A 16,577-nucleotide genomic window follows, 5' to 3' on the forward strand; every position below is an offset into this window, starting at 1 on the left:
GGTTTACGCTTCGCTATCCGTGAAGGTGGCCGTACAGTTGGTGCTGGTGTTGTTGCATCTATCGTTGAGTAATATCAACAGATAGAGCTTCACAGCTTATAAAAAGGTCGCCCTAGGCGGCCTTTTTAATGCCTGTAGAAAAGCTATCAGCTATCAGCTGTCAGCTTAGGTCGAGATGGTTGTTTAGTGTGGTGTCTCACTCAGCATTTGCCCTGTTCATTCTTCGGGTAGGTTGGTTTGAGCGAAGCGAAACCCAACACAATCCATATAAACCTGCTCTTTTATCAACTCAAATAACCTTTCCTCTGATTAGGCTTGACCTCACCCCTTTAAATTTACCCTTGCAAATTCGCTAACTCATATCTAGCAACTAGCCTATTTATTTCCACTAAAACTAATTACTTACCTTCTTGCGCTGCTTTTTTTGGTTTCATCATTTTGTCATGAAAAGTCACTTTTTCAGTAACAAAACACTCATAGGATGGCTGCGCTAATTAACCAAGCGCAGCTTAATTAGCTCCAAACTCTTAAAAATAACGTACTAACGGAACGTAACGATGAAAATTAATAAAATTGCGACTGCAATTGGTTTAACGTTGGCATTGTCAGCGACGGCCAATGCAGGTGTGTTACCAGACAGTCAAAAACAAAATGATTGGTATAGTGCCGCTGAAGCTACATTAACAAAAAAAGAAGCGGCAGCTCAGGCTGAGCAAACGTTTAAAGCTAAAAATGTCATTCTATTTGTTGGCGATGGTATGGGTATCTCAACGCTAACTGCGTCACGTATCATGGCAGGTCAAATGGAAGGTAAGTCGGGTGAAGAAGGCTTATTAAGCTTTGAAGAGTTCCCTTACTCGGCGCAAATCAAAACCTACAACGTTGATGCGCAAACACCTGACTCAGCAGGCACAATGACAGCGATTATTTCTGGCGTTAAAACTGATGTAGGTGTAATTGGTGTTAACGAAAACATTGAGCGTGGCAAGTGTGCAACAGTTGCAGGTAATGAATTAATCACTGCTACGGAACTTGCAGAAATCAAAGGTCTAGCAACAGGCGTTATTTCAACAGCCCGCATCACCCACGCAACACCAGCTGCAACCTATGCAAAATCAGCTGACCGTAACTGGGAAGACGTATCTGATATGCCTGCTGATGCAGTAGAAGCAGGTTGTGAAGACATTGCCTCACAACTTGTTAATTTCGAGAAGAACCTTGAAGCACGCTTCGTAGGTACTGATGTAGACGGCCTTGAAGTGGTGATGGGCGGTGGTCGTCGTCACTTCTTACCGAAAGATGCGGCATTCAATTCAGCTGATGCTGTCAGTGAAGTCGAAGGTGACCGTACGGATGAGCGTGATCTAACTGCTGAATGGCAAGAAATGTATCCTGATGGCAAGTACGTAATGGACCAAGCTGGCTTCGATACGCTCAATGCTGATACCAAGCGTGTATTTGCATTATTCAATGAATCACACATGCAATACGAAGCAGACCGCGCTAACGATGTAGCGGGGGAGCCGTCATTATCTGCAATGACTGGCAAAGCAATTGATATCTTAAAGAACAACGAAAAAGGCTTTTTCTTAACGGTTGAGTCGGGTCGTATCGACCATGGTCACCATGCGGGCAACGCTTTTAATGCATTAAGCGATACTGTTGAATTTGCTAAAGCGGTGCAAACAGCAGTTGAAAATACTAACCCTGAAGAAACACTTATCCTAGTAACAGCTGACCACAGTCACGTATTCACTATTGCAGGCTATCCAAAACGTGGTAACCCAATTTTAGGTAAAGTAGTAGCCGTTGGCAGTGAAGAACCAAGCCTAGCAGCAGATGGTATGCCATACACCACAGTTGGTTATGCTAATGGTTTAGGTTTTCGCGATTTAGGTGATGAAACCAATGCGGAAGTATCTTACAACGAGGCTCCATTTGCAGGTCGTGTTGATTTAACGGGGGTTGATACAACTGCACCTGGTTATCACCAAGAAGCAACAGTGCCATTAGGTTCAGAGACCCACGCAGGTGAAGATATTTCACTGCATGCAAAAGGTCCCGGTGCGCAACTAGCACAAGGCGTTGTGGAGCAAAACGTAATTTTCCACATCATTAACCAAGCTCTAGAACTAATTGAAGAATAATGGCGACGACGATGAAAAAACTAAATTTAATTTCTCTTGCTGTAGTAGTGGCATTAGCAGGCTGCTCTGATGATGACGATAAAAGCTCAACAAAAACACTGACTGTTGAAAATACTCTAGCGGTTGGTTCTGAGCAGTGTGTAAACGGTGGTACAGAAACTCTAACAGGTGCAGATAGCAACGATAATGGTGAGCTAGACTCAGCAGAAGTAACTGATTCAACAGTGTCATGTAATGCACCGGCAACCTCGTTAACTGCATCGCAATTAGCGCCACTGACTGACAATGACTGGTTTAAGTCAGCACAAGTTAAAGTTGCTACTAGCGAAGAAAATATTGCTGCAGTTGTAAAAGAGTCAGGTAAAGCGAAAAACGTGATTCTATTTGTTGGTGACGGCATGGGTATTTCGACCGTAACAGCTGCGCGTATTATGGCAGGTCAGCTAGAAGGTAAGTTGGGTGAAGAGCACCAACTTAGCTTTGAAAAACTACCATTCTCTGGTTTTGCTAAAACCTATAACGTTGACGCACAAACACCAGATTCAGCGGGTACGATGACGGCAATGGCGTCAGGTGTAAAAACTGATGCAGGTGTGATTGGTGTAGATGAAAATATCGAACGCGGTAACTGTGCAACGGTTGCGGGTAATGAGCTAGTTACAGCCACTGAGCTTGCTGAGATTGCCGGTAAGTCGACTGGTATTGTTTCGACAGCGCGTATCACTCACGCAACGCCTGCAGCAACGTATGCAAAATCGGCTGACCGTAACTGGGAAGACGTATCAGATATGCCAGAAGCAGCAGTGGCAGCAGGTTGTGAAGATATTGCATCGCAATTAGTTAACTTTGAAGCAAACCTCGAAGCTCGTTACGAAGGCCTAGATGTTGATGGCTTAGAAGTTGTGATGGGCGGCGGTCGTCGTCATTTCTTACCTAAAGATGCAGCTTATAACTCAGCCGATGCAGTGAGCTCGGTAGAAGGTGACCGTACAGATGGTCGCGACCTAACAGCTGAGTGGAAAGCTAAATATCCTGCAGGTCAGTATGTGATGGACCAAGCCGGTTTTGATGCAATCAATGCTGATACGACAGAACGTGTATTTGGTTTATTTAATGAAACTCACATGCAATACGAAGCAGATCGCGCGAACGACGTAGCGGGTGAGCCGTCACTTTCTGAAATGACAGCAAAAGCAATTGATGTATTAGATAACAACGACAAAGGCTTCTTCTTAACTGTTGAAGCAGGACGTATTGACCATGCTCACCACGCAGGTAATGCCTATAATGCATTGAGCGATACTGTTGAGTTATCAAAAGCTGTACAAGTTGCTCTTGATAAAACCAGCATCGAAGACACGTTAATCATCGTAACAGCTGACCACAGCCACGTATTTACCATTGCAGGCTACCCAAAACGTGGTAACCCAATCTTAGGTAAAGTGGTACCAGTTGGTAGTGATGAGCCATCACTTGCCGCAGATAACATGCCATACACAACCGTTGGGTATACCAATGGTGGCGGTTTCCGCGACTTAGGTGACGAAACAGATGCTGATGTAGGTTATGACTTTGCGCCAGTGACCGGTCGTGTTGATTTAACTGATGTTGACACAACCACACCTGGCTACCATCAAGAAGCTGTTGTACCGCTTGGTTCTGAAACACATGCAGCAGAAGATGTGGGTGTGTATGCAGTGGGCCCAGGTGCACATTTAGTAACAGGTACTAATGAGCAAAGCCTTATTTTCCACGTGATGGATTATGCAGCCGACCTTGTTAAGCAAGCCGATGCTAAATTAGCACAGTAATGAGTTATTGGGAGGCTTTGAGCCTCCCTGACTTAATTAGTTAATTAAAAATCAAATATAAAGAGAACCCCGTGAAAGTAGCTATCTTAATTGCCTCATTACTAAGCCCATTAGCCGTTGCTGGGCAATGCGATATGAACACAGGTTACACGCAAGCTGACTACAAAGTCACTACAGCTATTGTTGCTAATAAGCAGCAGACTGAAAATACTTTTACACTTTGGCGTACACCACATCAGGTGGCTAAGCAAAATCCACAGTTTATTGAGCTGTGGCAACAGTTACGTAATCAACAAGTTCGCCCAATCCGTTACTTCCAAGACGCACAGCGTGGTATTGAGTATCAACCATCTGAAGTTCAAGGTGAGCAAGATTGGAGTAGCAAATATCAGTTAGTAAGCGATAAATTTTTAGCCTCTATGACGCACCAAAAAAGCACCGGTGAAGGTTGTGAGCTAACAGAGTATTACACCCAGCAGCAAGGCCAAAGCAAAGTAGAGCTAAGCTGGCTTGCCAATCAAAAATTACTAAAATCACTTCGAATTTCAACACCCAGCTATAGCCGAGAGATTGTGTTAACAGCCAGCAATCATAATCAACAAGATGTGCAGGCAGAGTTTGCGAAATGGGATAACTATCAAACAACAGATTACGCAGATATCGGTGATAATGAAAGCGATCCATTTTTAGCTAAAATGATTAACCAAGGTTTTGTTGAACATGGTGCGAGCGGTTTTTATGATGCGCAAGGTAATCAGCTCAAAGGTGAGCATGGGCATCATCACTAATTAGTACCAACCACAAAAAAAGGCACCAAGGTGCCTTTTTTATTGTTTAATTACTTAGCTTAAACCTAAAATGCATAGTTCCAAGTTAGGTTTACGGTACGACCCGTGCCCGCAAAATAGCGTGTTGCAGCTGGGCGTGTTTGCCCGTAGTAAGTGATGTAGTACTTATCTAGCAGGTTATCGATACCTAGGCTAAATGCACCGTACTCAGCGCTTTGATATTGCACCGATAAATCAACGCTTGTGTAGCCGTCAAACTCTTCACCAGTATTAAAGTCGCGGTCAAATACTTTGTTAGCTTGTACGCGGCTAGATAGGTTCGCTGGCCACTGTTGCTGCCAGTAAAGATTTAAACGTGTAGGTGAAATATTGCTGCCGCCTAAATCGCTCTCTACTTTATTGTCGCCATCACCATCATATTGGCCTTCTGTATCAGCGTAACTTGCACCAAATGTTGTGCTGTTAGTTAGGTAATATTGTGCATTTGCTTCAAAACCTGAGATCTCAGTACGCTCACGTTGCACGCTGTAAATACCATCAGCATCAGCTTGTAAACGTGAACCTAAGTCTGAGTCAGATTCAAAGTAGCTGGCTTTAATATTGAAGCTATCGTTGGCATATTCAAAACCTAATTCGCGGTTATCAGAAATAACCGGCTCTAGGTTTAAGAAACTCTCAACCGATAAACCTGCTTGATTAATGCCACGCAGCACACGACCAACATCAGCCATGCTAAAGCCTTCGCTGTAGCTTGCATATAGACGAAGTTCATCAGTTACTTGATAGACAACACCTAAGTTCTCTAATAATTCGTTAAAGCTTGGCTCACCGCCTTCTACAAAGCTGCTGTTGTAAGATGCTAGGGTAGTAAAATCATCCACTTTTAATTTGCCGTACTCGTAACGTACGCCTGCATTGAAGGTCCAATCCTCTAAGCCGTCATAACGTAGTTGAGCGAATGGCGCGATGTTATTAAACTTGGTTTTTGGCACCCAATGGCGACCTGTTTGCGCAAGCTCTTGGTATGTTTCGTCAGAAAGTAAATCAATACCGGTCGCAATATCAAACTGGCTGTTTAACAGGTTATCTTTATTGTAAGTAACGCGGCTACCAAACTTTTGTGATTTATTTTGAGACTGATCGAAAATAGTCTCGCCATAGGCTGGATCTTGGAACGTAGCAAATGTGCCACCACCATACATAGCTGCAAAATCTTGCGTAAACAATTGAATAGCAAGGTTACCGCCAGCCACATTGCTGTGGTTATAATCTAGGGTAAAGGTTGTTACACGGTTACGTGGCGTGTCGCCTTCTACATCGCCTTTTTCAGCAGAGGTTGCAAGGCCTGTTGCTGGATCGCCATTTACAGCTACAAAGTCACCATTACCTTCAATTTTGTAGTGATTCAGCATTGCTTGAATGCTTTGCTCGTTATCAAGCTGATGTTTCACTTTTAAAAATAAGTCTAGGCTGGTTGAATCTTGCGTGTCACCTTGTGTGCCATCTAAACCAACAAAGTCACCGTTACCATCGCGATACATACCTGTACTACGAGCTGATACACCACCAATAAAGCTAATATCATCTAGTTGTTGGCTGAATAAGTAGCTGGCTTTATAGCTTTGGCTGTCGCTGCCACCGTCTGTTGGAGTGCTAAACCCCGCACTCATTTGGTGATTAAAATCGCCAGCTGATTTTGTGATGATATTAATAATACCGCCACTTGCGCCCATGCCTTGAATTGCATTTGCGCCACTGATCACTTCGATGCGTTCGATCATTGCAGGGTCAATCGTATTCCCATCACGAGAACCGTTACGAAGCGGGTTTGACTGAGGAACACCATCAATCATGTATAGCGGCTCACGGCCACGGAGTGTTTCACCGGCACTGGTCATTTTTTGACGACTTGGTGAAAAGCTCGGTAATAAATTACCTAAAATTTGCGATAGATCTTGAGTATGAGCAAGTTGCTCAGCAATGTCTTCACTAGTAATAACGCTGATAGTTGCAGGTACAGTACTAACTGGTGCCGTACTACGAGTTGTAGAAACGGTGATACGTTCAATATCTTGGGCCTGATTTGCAAACGCAGCGATAGGAGTAAGTAAAAAAGGAAGCGCAAGTTTCATTGTCATAGTTAAATCGCTATACAATTGTTATTAAAAATTGTTCGCATTTATACATGCGTTTGTTGTGACAATCAATATAGTCCATAATTGCAATTCTCTGTTTTAGCAGGGTTTAAACCTAAGTTATTGATTATGATTATTTAATTTTTCTAAACGTGAATTAAATAAATTTTAAAAATAATTGGCAAAAAAGCAGCTTGTTGATTACCGTTAATGAAGGAGGAACAGCCATGACAAAAATAAATACAAAGCACCCAGCAGGTACTTTCTGCTGGGCCGAGTTATGCGCGAAAGACTGGCAAGCTGCAAAGCAATTTTATACGCAACTTTTTGACTGGGGTTTTGACGATCAGCCAATAGGCGAAGATATGTATTACACCATGCTGCAAAAGCAAGGTGATGATATTGCCGCTATGTATCAACTGCCAGCAAGTATGAGCGAGATGCCAACCCATTGGTTATTATATATTGCTGTTGATGATGTTGACCAAAGCACAGAGCTTGCAAAATCATTAGGTGCAACGGTTTTGGCAGGGCCACATGATGTAATGACAGCGGGTCGCATGGTGATGCTGCAAGAACCGGGCGGTGCAACATTTGCCTTATGGCAAGCGGGTGAGCATATCGGGGCTAAACGAGTGCAAGAGCTAAACCTGCCTTACTGGTTTGAGCTTGTGTCGAAAGACATGCAAAAAAGTCGCGACTTTTATTGTCAGTTGTTCGGATGGCAGTTTGAGGTGAAACCCATGGAGGGCATGGACTACACCTTATTTACCATCGATGAGAAACCGATTGCAGGCATGCTTGAAATGACCAACGAATGGCCCGATGACATCCCATCTCATTGGATGCCGTATTTTGCGGTAGCAGATTGCGATCAGGCAGTCGCCAAAGCAACGCAGCTTAATGGGGCTATTTGTGTGCCAGCAACAGACATCCCAGATGTTGGACGCTTTAGTGTTATTACCGATCCCCAAGGGGCCGTATTTTCCATTCTTAAGTCAACCATTGATGAATTAACTTAAGCCCTTGGTTTTTGCCAATCTGTCCCAAGGTATATATATACCCAAACCACCTGAAGATGCAGAAACTCGCACCTTGAGGTGACTTGGGTATAGAAAAGCCAACTAAGGAGCAGATTGATGACTAAGCATGTGGTGGTTACAGGGGCCAATAAAGGTATTGGCCTTAATTTTTGTAAACAGTATTTAGCTCAAGGTTACCGTGTTAGTGCAGTAGTTCGCACTCCAAGCGAAGAGTTACAAGCACTCGATGTAAAAATTATTAGCGACATTGATGTATCTAACGCCGATGATGTTGCAACACTTGCCAACTACTTACACGGCGACAAAATTGATATTTTGGTTAATAACGCCGGTATTTTTCATAACGAAACATTAGCTGACATGGACTTTGCTGCCATCGAAAAGCAAATCAGCGTTAACAGTATCGCACCAATTCGCATTACTCATGCATTACTGCAAAGCTTAGGTATTGATGCCAAAGTGGCGATGATCACATCTCGTATGGGCTCAATTGCAGATAATAGCTCGGGCGGTTACATTGGCTATCGGATGTCAAAAGCAGCACTTAATGCCGCCAGTGTTAGTTTGGCCCATGAGCTAAAAGAGAAAGAAATTGCAGTAGGGTTATTTCATCCAGGCTTTGTACAAACGCAAATGGTTAATTTTGCCGGCGACATAAGCCCCGAAACTGCGGCAGAGCGGCTCATTAAGCGTATTGATGAATTAAACCTAAGCAACACTGGTGGGTTTTGGCATTCAAATGGCGAAACACTACCTTGGTAGTTGTTTTTTCTGCTTTTTTTATCTTCAGCTGGTTAGTAGTGATTAAGCTGCTAACGGCTGATAACTTTCGCTAATTATTGAACTTATAGTTTGCTATACTCGTACAATTGAAAGTCATTTTGATGTAGAGAAAAGCACATGGAATTAGAGCAAAATAGCGATTTAACCCTTCCACTTTTTTATTTCGATGAAAATCTTCACAGCCGCGATATCGAATCTCCAGATTTATTATTACATGTAACACTTAGCGAAGAGTTACTCGCACAGCTTTGCCAAAACCCAGCTGTTGATAGCAGTGTCGCAATTGCCATTAATGAATACCGTCTTGAAGCGTTGAATGATGATTATCAAGTATTAATTGATGGTGAGCACAGCGCGCAACTGAGTTTAGTTCGTGGGCCACTATTAAGCGCTATGCTTAGCTGCGACAACGACCAAACCTTTGTGTCGCCGCAAGTAGATATGATGCCAACCTTCGATTTAGGTGATGACATTGAAGATATCGAGGAGGAAGGATGAGAAAACTCCTCACTACCGTATTTGGTCTCATTCTGTTAAGTGGCTGTGCTTATTTAGGTGCAGCACACTATGATAAATTGTTTGGTGAAGAGCAACCAAGAGAGCGTGTTGTTGCTGCATCAACCTTAGAAGGGGCTGAGTTTTTAAATGATGTAAAGCCTGTTCTTGATACTCGTTGTGTGGTGTGTCATGGCTGTTATGACGCACCGTGTCAGCTCAAGCTATCTTCTGTAGAAGGTATCGACCGTGGTTTAAGTAAAGAGCGTGTTTATGACGGCACACGATTATTAGCGCAAGAGCCAAGTCGCTTACTATTTGATGCGACAACGACCGCTCAGTGGCGTGAGAAAGGTTTCACTCCAGTACTCAATGAAAGAATCCAAACAGCAGAGGCAAACCTTACCGGAAGCGTGCTTTACAATGCCTTAGTGCTTAAGCAAAGTAGCCCATTGCCTAAGCAAGCTATTTTAGGCGATGAGTTTGATTTTTCACTCGATCGTGAGCAAACATGTACCACAATGAGTGAGTTTGACTCATTTGCTAAGGATAACCCGCACAGCGGTATGCCTTATGGGTTGCCTGGTATTTCAACGGAAGAGTTTCAGCATCTGGCTAAGTGGCTTAGAAAAGGCGGCTATCTTGCTCATATCGATCCTCCTGAAAAGGACGTACTAAAACAAGTTGAACGCTGGGAAGCATTCTTAAATCAAGATGGTTTAAAGCATCAGCTTGCCGCTCGCTATATTTATGAACACTGGTACTTAGCGCATATTTATTTCCCTGAGCATGGCGATAAACATAGCTACTTTAAGTTGGTGCGCTCTTCGACGCCGCCGGGTGAAGAGATCAAACACATTAGCACCCGTCGCCCATATGAAGACCCTAAAGTTGAGCGAGTTTATTATCGTTTAATGCATGACCGTTCGACTATTTTAGCGAAAACACATTTACCTTTAGCATTAAATGACGAAAAGCTTGCACGCTTACATTCACAATTTATTGAAGCTGATTATCAAGTAAATAAACTGCCAAGTTATAAGCCTGAAGTGGCATCAAACCCGTTTAAAGCCTTTGCTGCAATTCCAGTAAACTCGCGTTATCAATTTATGCTTGATGAAGCTGAGCTTATTATTATGGGCTTTATTAAAGGGCCTGTTTGTCGTGGTCAAATTGCGTTAAACGTGATTAACGATCAGTTCTGGGTAGGTTTTGCGAAGCCTGAAATGGCGGCGACACCGAAAGTCGGTGAAATGTTGTTACAACATGAAGATGCGCTAGCCTTGCCTGCAGAAGAAGAAAGTAATGCTTTACCGATTTCTAGCTGGGTGAAGTATTCAAAACGCCAAAACAAATACTTGTCTGCCAAAGTTGCACTGGCAAATAAGATGTTTGCCAACGGTCAGCACCTCACAACCGATTTACTTTGGCAAGGTGATGGTCATAACCAAAATGCAGCGCTGACGGTATTTCGTCATTTCGATAGCGCAACGGTTGTTAAAGGCTGGATAGGTCAAGAGCCAAAGACCACTTGGATACTCGACTACGCGTTATTTGAACGTATTCATTACTTGCTGGTGGCAGGTTTTGACGTTTATGGCAACATTGGTCATCAGTTATTAACTCGTTTGTATATGGACTTTTTACGCTTAGAAGGTGAAGCAAACTACCTTGCATTATTACCAGAAGCTAAACGTAAAGAAATTAAAGCCCAGTGGTATCGTAAATCGCCACCTAGCCTAACGAGTTTCTTTGAAGATGAGTTGTCGTTTAGTCAGCCTACAGGCATAGAATATAAAACCGCAGATCAACAGTCTGAACTTTATAATATGCTCAAAGAGAAGCTCAAACCAATTTTGAGTCCTCGCTATGACTATACGAAAGTGCCTGAACCACTGGCGAAAATTAACGATCTTCCTGTTAAAGCAGTTAACTTGCTACCGCAAATTTCGTTTGTGTTAGTCAAAGATGGCGATGATAAGCACAAGGCCTACACCTTGATCCACCATAATGCTCATTACAATATCTCGAGCTTATTGAATGAAGAAGGTCAGCGTGCTTATGATGAAGATACCGTAACAATTGTGCCTGGATTTATAGGTGATTACCCAGAAGCAATTTGGTATTTACACAATGAACAACAGGTTGCAGCTTTTGCATCTGGGCTTGCAAAAATAACAGATGAAGCAGCCTACAGAGAGCTAAAAAGTGAGTTTGCTATTCGTCGCACGCATCCACAGTTTTGGCAATACAGCGATATTTTACACCGTGTAGCGAAAGAGTATCGCGGCGTCGAATTTGGTTTGTTTGATTATAACCGACTTGAAAATAGGTAAATTAATTTACCTATTTAGCTGATATTTAAAGCCCACCTTGAGTGGGCTTTATTGCATTATATGATCTACAATTACTCTAAAAATAAACGAGTAAAACATGTTTAAGTTAGTCACAGATATACGCAGAAGATATCGCTTCGGATTGTTAGCGATAGCAATTTTGATATCAACTTCAGCGGCGTTGATCCAAACCCTTTTGTATGTGCAAAAGGGAGATGCGAAAGTGATTAACATTGCAGGTAAACAGCGCATGCTTTCGCAAAAGATAGCTCTTTACGGTAATGCGTTAATTTATCATGAAGCTGATAGCTTTCAGCAACAACATCGTCGATTGCTAGAGCAGGCGGTCGATCAGTTTATTGCAGGTCACCAGTTTTTAATTCAGCAAGATAGTGAAGGTGATTATATTTATCTAAACGAATCATTACAGGCTCACTACTTCTTACCGCCCACAGCTCTTGATGCCCACGTTAAACGCTACATCAGTAAAGCCCAGTTACTTCTCAATAGCCGCGAAAATTATTTAGAAATAGACAGCTCACTATTTGCCAGTAATCAGCTTGAAGCCTTACTTACAAAATTAGATCAAGCCGTAAAGCTCTTGGAGCAAAAGTCAGTGCATAAGGTCACACTACTTGCCGTTCTCGAAATGATGTTTTGGGTTATTGCAATGGTATTACTACTCATTGAGTTACTATTTGTTTTTAAACCAATGGAGAATCTAATCACAAAAGCACTTACAAGTTATAAAGAACAAAAAGATTATGCAGAACAGGTAAATAAAACGAGAGAGCGTTTTATTGCTCGCACTAGTCATGAATTTAGAACACCTTTACAAGGATTAACAGCATCCATAGAGTCTCTTGATATTAAAGAAGAGCAAAAGCTGGCTCAGCAACAAGCACTATATTGTGCTAACCGCTTGGTGGTGATGTTAGATGAGTTGCTTGATTTACAAGAAATGACCACAGGCCAGTGGCAACCTAAACTTGACCAAGGCAACTTGTTAGAAACATTAAAACAAGCGATTGCACCCTATGAATACGCTTGTCACGAGAAAAAGATTACTCTTAGCGTCAGTTTATCTGATTCGCTTAACAGCGAATTCATTACTGATCATCCGCGGTTACAACAAGTCGTTGCTGAATTGATAAATAACGCGGTTAAATTTACGCCGGTGCAAGGGCGAATAGCAATTACAGGTACTAATCAAGGCAAGCAACGCCTGCTATTAGAAGTGCAAGATAATGGTAAGGGGTTTGACGAATTACCCTCAGATATACAAGATAATGAAAATAGAACTGAGCAACATTTTCAAGGCTTAAAAACAGGGCTATTGCGAGTCAAGCACATTGTTAAAGCATTAAATGGCGACATTCAATTTTTTAATGCGCAGCCACAAGGCGCCAAAGTGGTTATAAATCTTAACTTCGTAAGTTCACCGGGCATAGAACAGTCTGCAAAGTTGCCAGGTGCTTTAAACTGCTTAATTGTTGAGGATAATCCTCTTAATGCCACGATACTAGGTCGCATACTTAAGCATTTTAACTACAGTTTTGACGTTGCTGAAAATGGTTTAATCGCCACAGATATGGCCTTGCATACTCAGTATGATGTAATTTTTATGGACCTAAATATGCCCGTAATGGATGGTTTTAAAGCGATAGATATCATTCGTAATGAGCAAGGACAGCAAACCCCAATCTTGGTTGTGACAGCGAACACCTCTAATGATGATTTACAACGAGTATATGAACTAGGGGCTAATTTACACGTATATAAACCGATTTCTGCTGACTCGGTCGAAAAAGCCCTCAGTATTTTATTTACCGAGAGCTCACAGGGATAAACCGGTATTTAGTTAGTTACTTTGATATCGCCGACACCCACTTCAACGTCAATAGCATATTGACCATTACCACGGTAGCTTGAGTGAGAGCTGACAACTTTACGACTAGTGTTTGCATTATTTTTTAAGCCACGAATTTTGGTATCGCCAACGCCCGTATCGAGTTCAATACGTTTATAGTCGTCAAGCGCACTATCAATTCGAACGGCACCTACGCCTAGCTCAATATCTACCGAGTTGCTAGCGTCGTTAATTTCAATATCACCAACACCCAGCTCAACATCAATGGCCATTGACTTCGGCATTTTTACATACCAGCTTTGTTGAATGTCATCGTTATCTAGTTTTAAGTTCAACGACCCTGCGCTTTGTGAATGGCTTAATTCGATATCAGATAAATCAACCTCAGATCCAAACCAACCTTTATCATTTTTAGGCTCAATACGAACAGTAACGACCACTTCGCTGCCGTCATAGTTTTCTACTTCTAAGCTGCCTACTGGAAAATCAATTTCAAGCTGGCTTGCACCACTCACTGCGAAGTTATGATTTAATTCACGTGAATCTTTCGCCATTGCGTATGTTGTTGTTAGTGCTAAGCCAATAGCTGCTACATAAAGTAATTTTTTCATTGTCTGTTTCCTGTTGATGACCTTTTATACCTTAGTCGCAGCTATGTTCAAAAAAGGTTTAAACGATTTTTATTTTTTTGTTGAATGTTGTAACGTCAGGCTAGTAATAAGCCGGAATGAGGATTCATAGTGCAATATGTTCAGTTGGTTAATGTTAATGCCAGCCTTAAGGGGCAGGGTAATGAAGAGTATCGTTTACGTGATTTAAGTTTAACTGTATCAGCAGCGCAGCAATGGGTATTACTGGGTGAAAATGGAGCAGGAAAATCAGCAGTAGCAGCTGTAATTGCAGGTTGCTCGCGTATTGAGCAAGGCCAGTTTACCAATAACTTTGCACGAATTGCTGTGGTGTCACCTGATAGACAAAAGCAATTATTGGCCGATGAGCTAAATAAAGATCAGGATGATATTATTGATGGTCTTACGCCGCTAAGCACAGTTAAAGACATTATTTTGGCCGCCAGAAGCGACCATGACATTGACAGTGAATTACTTGAGCTACTCATAAAAACATTTGATTTTGATAGTAAAATGAATAATGCATTTCGTGACCTATCAACCGGTGAAACGCGAAAGCTGATGCTGATCCAAGCGCTAATTGGACGCCCTGAGTTACTTATTTTGGATGAACCGTTTGATGGTTTAGATGTAACAGCACTGCAAACTCTTAATCAGTTATTAGCTGAATTAAGCAAACACACGACGATGATTTTTGTTCTTAACAGGTTGAGTGAAATCCCTGACTTTGTTGATCATTATGCGTTTATAAAACATGCTCAGATCACTCACCAATTAGCGCAGCCAACGAAAGAGCAACGCCAAGATCTTTTTAAATTGCTACATTTAGCGCAAACCGAATTAAACGTGCCCGAGGCAGATAACGACCATCAAGCGCCAGCCTTAACTGATCCCATATTAGTAAAACTTAAAGATGCCTCTGTAAGTTTTGGCGGAACCGTTATTTTTGAAAAGCTAAACTGGCAAATTAATCAAGGTGAACATTGGCAGTTAACGGGTAAAAACGGCTCGGGTAAAACTTGCTTACTTAATCTAATTACAGGTGATAACCCGCAGTGTTATAACAACGATATTAAGGTGTTTGGCTATCAGCGCGGCAGTGGCGAGAGTATCTGGCAAATTAAACAGCATATTGGTTATATTTCAAATGCCTTGCATATGGATTATCGCGTTAATATAACAGCGCTTAATACCATCGTATCGGGTTTTTATGACAGCATTGGTCTTTATCAAAAAGCCACTGAAACACAGCTATCAATCGCTAAAAAGTGGTTAGCCTTACTAGGGTTAAACGACAAACAAAATAGCTCATTTAGCCAGCTTTCTTTTGGCGACCAACGCTTATTATTGATAGCGCGAGCTATGGTAAAACATCCTAGTTTATTGATTTTAGATGAACCATGCCTAGGTCTTGATGAAGCGAATAGGCAACGCGTGTTGTTACTAATAGAAAAAATCTGCGCCGCGGGTACCAGTACTGTAGTTTACGTTAACCATCATGCCAGTGATAAAATTGCAGGCATCGACAACTATTTAGAGATGGCTGATTTCACAAAAAAAGCGCCATAAGGCGCTTTTTTCTGATGTTTATATATTTAGATACGGGTAATGGTGAAACCTTTATCTGTTAATTGTTTTAATAAACCATATTGCTCAGGTAAGTGTAAAGCACCTACAGCTATGAAAAGTTTTTCTTTACCAATGCGAGTCGATAGTTGCTCAACCCAGTCATTATTGCGATCAATCAGCATAACCTGCTCACTTAGTTCACCGTATTGTGAGTCGTCAAAACTTTCGTTATAAAAAGAGGTTAACGTTTTCATGTCGCCTGACTTCCACGCCTTAATCAGACCTAAAAAGTAGGTATCGACATCAGCGAGTTGCTCAAAGGTTTCCTCAATCATTTTGTCGTTCATGATCGCTAGGTGTTCAAACATTTCCATTTGTCGTTCTAGAGTTTCTAACTCACCTACGGCAATGTTATTTTCTTTAGCGTAAGTAAGAACCTGTTTGTCTATCCCATATTGATCTGAAAATCCAACGCGTTGAAATTCCATTTGCATCATCGTAATCATAACCGCCCAAGGCGCTAAGTTCTTAAACATTGCGATATCAATTGATTTGTCAGCAAAGTACTTTTGCAGTTTCGCATAGTTAGCTGGCGATAATTCTGACTGTAAGGTTTTACCATCTTTTAGCATCATAAATGGCAATGAGCGACGTTGCATCTCCATAGGAGATATTGAGCTAATATCCACTTCAACAATCACTTTATCACTATTATCAAGGGCCTGAGTTACTTTGTTTGGCAAGCCTTTCATGCTGGTATCACCCACATGAACAGTGCCAAATAAATAAGAGGCAACCCCGTTTTTTTCTACCTTCCATAAGCCAGGTTCTGCAAAAACATGCTGACTAAAGCCAAGCACTAAAACAAGACAAAACAAAACCTTGATATGCTGAATGAGTTTCATAACTTTCCTTTTAAGCTGTCGTTATTTTCAATACTAAACTAATTTTTTGTTGGTCGTTAAATTAAA

The 16,577-nt window shown here is 41.8% G+C and carries 12 protein-coding genes and 1 pseudogene; 10 read left to right on the forward strand and 3 right to left on the reverse strand.

The genetic code is table 11. The features are described from left to right. The 4 genes and pseudogenes from NH454_RS02505 to NH454_RS02520 all read left to right on the forward strand — a co-directional run. Positions 1-72 (forward strand): annotated as a pseudogene (locus NH454_RS02505) (elongation factor Tu); the annotation flags it as partial. Positions 73-557: 485 nt separating this feature from the next. After that, positions 558-2,147 (forward strand): alkaline phosphatase, encoded by a 1,590-nt coding sequence (locus NH454_RS02510; RefSeq protein ID WP_138558976.1) that lies wholly within the window; start codon positions 558-560, stop codon positions 2,145-2,147. 11 nt (positions 2,148-2,158) lie between these two features. Further along, positions 2,159-3,958 (forward strand): alkaline phosphatase, encoded by a 1,800-nt coding sequence (locus NH454_RS02515; RefSeq protein WP_253038144.1) that lies wholly within the window; start codon positions 2,159-2,161, stop codon positions 3,956-3,958. Positions 3,959-4,029: 71 nt separating this feature from the next. Beyond that, complete coding sequence (locus NH454_RS02520) at positions 4,030-4,746, forward strand: hypothetical protein (protein ID WP_135922801.1); 717 nt, start codon at positions 4,030-4,032, stop codon at positions 4,744-4,746. A gap of 65 nt (positions 4,747-4,811) precedes the next feature. On the opposite strand, the gene NH454_RS02525 is transcribed toward NH454_RS02520, so the two are convergent. Continuing rightward, positions 4,812-6,884: a TonB-dependent receptor gene (locus tag NH454_RS02525; protein ID WP_253038145.1), complete on the reverse strand. Its 2,073-nt coding sequence runs from the start codon at positions 6,882-6,884 to the stop codon at positions 4,812-4,814. Between the two features lie 224 nt (positions 6,885-7,108). Between NH454_RS02525 and NH454_RS02530 the strand changes: the two genes are divergently transcribed. From NH454_RS02530 to NH454_RS02550, 5 genes are all read left to right on the forward strand, one after another. Continuing rightward, entirely contained in the window at positions 7,109-7,903 is a 795-nt protein-coding gene (locus NH454_RS02530; protein ID WP_253038146.1) for a VOC family protein, read from the forward strand. Positions 7,904-8,020: 117 nt separating this feature from the next. Beyond that, positions 8,021-8,686, forward strand: coding sequence for an SDR family oxidoreductase (locus NH454_RS02535; RefSeq protein WP_235383207.1), 666 nt, complete (start codon positions 8,021-8,023; stop codon positions 8,684-8,686). A 138-nt stretch (positions 8,687-8,824) separates the two neighbouring features. Continuing rightward, the gene (locus tag NH454_RS02540) at positions 8,825-9,205 is read left to right on the forward strand and encodes a hypothetical protein (RefSeq protein WP_135922798.1); all 381 of its coding nucleotides are present in this window, start codon (positions 8,825-8,827) and stop codon (positions 9,203-9,205) included. Then, positions 9,202-11,538 carry a fatty acid cis/trans isomerase gene (locus NH454_RS02545; RefSeq protein WP_253038148.1) on the forward strand — a complete coding sequence of 779 codons (2,337 nt, stop codon included), beginning with the start codon at positions 9,202-9,204 and terminating at the stop codon, positions 11,536-11,538. Before NH454_RS02540 ends, NH454_RS02545 begins: the two co-directional genes overlap by 4 nt. 97 nt (positions 11,539-11,635) lie before the next feature. Further along, the gene (locus tag NH454_RS02550) at positions 11,636-13,387 is read left to right on the forward strand and encodes a response regulator (protein WP_253038149.1); all 1,752 of its coding nucleotides are present in this window, start codon (positions 11,636-11,638) and stop codon (positions 13,385-13,387) included. 8 nt (positions 13,388-13,395) lie between these two features. On the opposite strand, the gene NH454_RS02555 is transcribed toward NH454_RS02550, so the two are convergent. Further along, positions 13,396-14,019, reverse strand: coding sequence for a hypothetical protein (locus NH454_RS02555; protein WP_253038150.1), 624 nt, complete (start codon positions 14,017-14,019; stop codon positions 13,396-13,398). A gap of 129 nt (positions 14,020-14,148) precedes the next feature. Between NH454_RS02555 and NH454_RS02560 the strand changes: the two genes are divergently transcribed. Continuing rightward, positions 14,149-15,606, forward strand: a complete 1,458-nt coding sequence (locus NH454_RS02560; RefSeq protein ID WP_135922794.1) for an ATP-binding cassette domain-containing protein — start codon at positions 14,149-14,151, stop codon at positions 15,604-15,606. Between the two features lie 26 nt (positions 15,607-15,632). Here NH454_RS02560 and NH454_RS02565 read toward each other — a convergent pair whose 3' ends face one another. Then, positions 15,633-16,511 carry a TraB/GumN family protein gene (locus tag NH454_RS02565; protein WP_253038151.1) on the reverse strand — a complete coding sequence of 293 codons (879 nt, stop codon included), beginning with the start codon at positions 16,509-16,511 and terminating at the stop codon, positions 15,633-15,635. Positions 16,512-16,577 lie beyond the last annotated feature (66 nt).

Source organism: Pseudoalteromonas sp. Ps84H-4, from assembly GCF_024124645.1.
GTDB lineage: Bacteria > Pseudomonadota > Gammaproteobacteria > Enterobacterales > Alteromonadaceae > Pseudoalteromonas > Pseudoalteromonas lipolytica_C.

What these genes read in the sequence shown, in the direction of transcription:
- NH454_RS02530 (WP_253038146.1), top strand. Translation starts at nt 7,109, where the DNA reads ATGACAAAAATAAATACAAAGCACCCAGCAGGTACTTTCTGCTGGGCC.
- NH454_RS02545 (WP_253038148.1), top strand. Translation starts at nt 9,202, where the DNA reads ATGAGAAAACTCCTCACTACCGTATTTGGTCTCATTCTGTTAAGTGGC.
- NH454_RS02540 (WP_135922798.1), top strand. Translation starts at nt 8,825, where the DNA reads ATGGAATTAGAGCAAAATAGCGATTTAACCCTTCCACTTTTTTATTTC.
- NH454_RS02555 (WP_253038150.1), bottom strand. Translation starts at nt 14,019, where the DNA reads ATGAAAAAATTACTTTATGTAGCAGCTATTGGCTTAGCACTAACAACA.
- NH454_RS02515 (WP_253038144.1), top strand. Translation starts at nt 2,159, where the DNA reads ATGAAAAAACTAAATTTAATTTCTCTTGCTGTAGTAGTGGCATTAGCA.
- NH454_RS02525 (WP_253038145.1), bottom strand. Translation starts at nt 6,884, where the DNA reads ATGACAATGAAACTTGCGCTTCCTTTTTTACTTACTCCTATCGCTGCG.
- NH454_RS02510 (WP_138558976.1), top strand. Translation starts at nt 558, where the DNA reads ATGAAAATTAATAAAATTGCGACTGCAATTGGTTTAACGTTGGCATTG.
- NH454_RS02565 (WP_253038151.1), bottom strand. Translation starts at nt 16,511, where the DNA reads ATGAAACTCATTCAGCATATCAAGGTTTTGTTTTGTCTTGTTTTAGTG.
- NH454_RS02535 (WP_235383207.1), top strand. Translation starts at nt 8,021, where the DNA reads ATGACTAAGCATGTGGTGGTTACAGGGGCCAATAAAGGTATTGGCCTT.
- NH454_RS02550 (WP_253038149.1), top strand. Translation starts at nt 11,636, where the DNA reads ATGTTTAAGTTAGTCACAGATATACGCAGAAGATATCGCTTCGGATTG.